Here is a 3,299-nt window from a genome sequence, read left to right on the forward strand (position 1 = left end):
CCACATGAAGGAAAACCAGTTATCAAACCTTCAACTCCTACAGTGGTTAAAGTGCCAGCTAAAGATGAGGTTGAATATCTCAAAGAAGGTGATGATGTTGTTAAGAAGACAACAACTTACGCGGTCAATGCAAGTACCGGTGCCCTTACTCCAACAGAAAAAAAGGAAATCTTCAAACAAAATGGAGCTAAATCTAAGGTTGTGGTTACGCCAATAGAGCCAAGTGTTCGTTATGAAAAAGACTCCACGAAGGCTAAAGGAGGATCAAAAGTCACAGTATCTGGTACTCCAGGGACAAACACAGTAACTACAACTTATACTGTGAATCCGACAGATGGCAGCCTCATTCCACATGAAGAACCGGCAGTAGTAGTCCCATCAAAACCGACAGTGGTCAAGGTCCCAGCTAAAGATGAGGTTGAATACCTCAAAGAAGGCGATGATGTTGTTAAGAAGACAACAAGCTACGAAGTCAATGCAAGTACCGGTGCCCTTACTCCAACAGTAAGGAAAGACATTGCCAGTCCAAATGGCGTTAAATCCAAAGTCGTAACCAAAATAATTCCGGTAACAACACGGTATGAAGCAGATAAAACCAAAGATGTAGGAACTAATACGGTTACCAATAATGGATCTGAAGGTAAGATAGTAATAACAACATCAACACTTGTTAATGAAACTAATGGTACGGTAACGGATGAAACACCGGTCGTTAGTAGAACAGAAATGGTACCAAAAGTCGTTAAAGTTGGTGCCAAATCCAAAGTCGTAGAAACCCCGATTGAACCAGAAGTGGAATACGTTAAAGATGTTGAAAAAGACTTCGGTACACCAGCTCAGCGTACTGAGGGTGAAAAAGGTAAAACAGTTACTACAACCACTTACGATGTAGATCCAAACGACGGTCATATCACAGAACACGTTGGTAATCCAGTCGTCACCCCAGCAGGCAAAACAATTGTTAAAGTTGGTGCGAAAACTAAGGTTGAACAATCTAAAGATTCTGAAGGTCTCGATGTAATTGATACCACTACCTATGAAGTTGATCCAAAAACAGGTAAGGTAACTCCGACAACAGTTCGAACTTATGGGAAAACGAAAGAACCAACGACTGAGATAAGACTTGTACCATCCCCTGTTGTCTATGAAAAAGACGATAGTCGTGACAAAGATTTAGAACCAGTTAGAAAAGAAGGAATTCCTGGAGAAGAAACGATCACCACAACGTACACAGTAGATCCTAATACAGGAGCTATTACTCCAACAGTAGGTAAGCCAGTTCGTACGAAAGAACCAACTGAAACAGTTGTCAAAGTCGCAGCGAAGGATAAAGTAGAAACAACAGCAATCCCATCACCTAAGAAATATGTGAAAGATGATACACGCGACAAAGATCAACCGAATGTGGAAGAAGCAGGACAAGCAGGTTCAAGCACTACCACAACAACATATAGTGTTGATTCTACTACAGGTGCTATTACAGAAAGAGTAGGAAAACCAGTAGTAGTGAATCCAACAGAAACAATTGTCAAAGTTGCAGCGAAGGACAAAGTCGTAGAGAACCCGATTGAACCAGAAGTTGAGTATGTCAGAGATGGTGAAAGAGAAGTTGACACACCTAATGAACGCGTTGAAGGAGCTAAGGGTAAAACAGTTACTACAACCACTTACGATGTAGATTCAAAGGACGGTCATATCACAGAACACGTTGGCAACCCAGTCGTCACCCCAGCAGGCAAGACAATTGTTAAAGTTGGTGCGAAAACTAAGGTTGAACAATCTAAAGATTCTGAAGGTCGCGATGTGATTGATACCACTACCTATGAAGTTGATCCACAAACAGGTAAGGTAACTCCTACAACGGTTCGAACTTATGGGAAAACGAAAGAACCAACAGTTGAGAAGAGAGTAGTACCATCCCCTGTTGTCTATGAAAAAGATGATACGAAAGAAAAAGGTACAGCCCCAACTACTGTTAAAGGTGAAGATGGTGAAGATGGTGAAGACACTATCACAACAACTTACACTGTGGATCCTAATACTGGAAAGATTACAGCAAGTGAAGGTCAACCAGTTCGTACGAAAGAACCAACTAATACTATTGTTAAAGTCGCAGCGAAGGATAAAGTAGAAACAACAGCAATCCCATCACCTAAGAAATATGTGAAAGATGATACACGCGACAAAGATCAACCAAATGTGGAAGAAGCAGGACAAGCAGGTTCACGCACTACCACCACAACATATAGTGTTGATTCTACTACAGGTGCTATTACAGAAAGAGTAGGAGAACCAGTAGTAGTAAATCCAACAGAAACAATTGTTAAAGTCGCAGCGAAGGACAAAGTAGTAGAAACCCCGATTGAACCAGAAGTGGAATACGTTAAAGATGTTGAAAAAGACTTCGGTACACCAGTTCAGCGTACTGAGGGTGAAAAAGGTAAAACAGTTACAACAACCACTTACGATGTAGATCCAAAGGACGGTCATATCACAGAACACGTTGGTAATCCAGTCGTCAGCCCAGCAGGCAAGACAATCGTTAAAGTTGGTGCGAAAACTAAGGTTGAACAATCTAAAGATTCTGAAGGTCGCGATGTGATTGATACCACTACCTATGAAGTTGATCCAAAAACAGGTAAGGTAACTCCGACAACAGTTCGAACTTATGGAATAACGAAAGAACCAAAAGTAGAGTTAGAACAAAATCCTAAGACAGGTGATGTTACAGTAACACCGAAGAAACCAGATGGCTCAACATACCCACCAGGAACTACGGTAGAAATCCCAGGTAAAGGTGATAAGCCAATCACAGTCACAATCGGTGAAGACGGTAAAGGTAAAGTACCAAACAGTGAATTACCAGAAGGTAAAGTTCCAGGTACAGGTAAGATTACTGAACCAGGTAAACCAGCTGTGGAAGTTCCAGTAGAAAATCCAGCTAAGGTAACAATTTTTGAAAACGGTGTATTACCGGCTTCAATTGAATTGCCAGAGCTAATGATTGAGGTTCGCTGGATTGATGAAGATGGAAATGTATTGAAACCATCCGTTAAGACAGGTAATGAAAAGGATGCTGAACATGGATCAATTCCAGGATATGAATTTGTACGAACTGTGATAGCTGAAAATGAACCAGTAATGACCCACATTTTCAGAAAAGTAAGTGGAAGTACACATTCAAATCCAGCAACTCCACCTAAGGTAACAATTTTTGAAAATGGTGTATTACCGGCTTCAATTGAATTGCCAGAGCTAATGATTGAGGTTCGCTGGATTGATGAAGATGGAAATGTATT

General features: G+C 41.0%; 1 protein-coding gene. It reads left to right on the top strand.

The annotated features are described in order from the left end of the window. Positions 1 to 3,299: G5 domain-containing protein (locus tag N8L90_RS09235; protein WP_261025194.1), on the top strand; the 3,299-nt coding region annotated here is incomplete at both ends.

Origin of the sequence: Streptococcus mitis, assembly GCF_946190115.1 — a bacterium.
Classification (GTDB): Bacteria; Bacillota; Bacilli; order Lactobacillales; family Streptococcaceae; genus Streptococcus; species Streptococcus mitis_CO.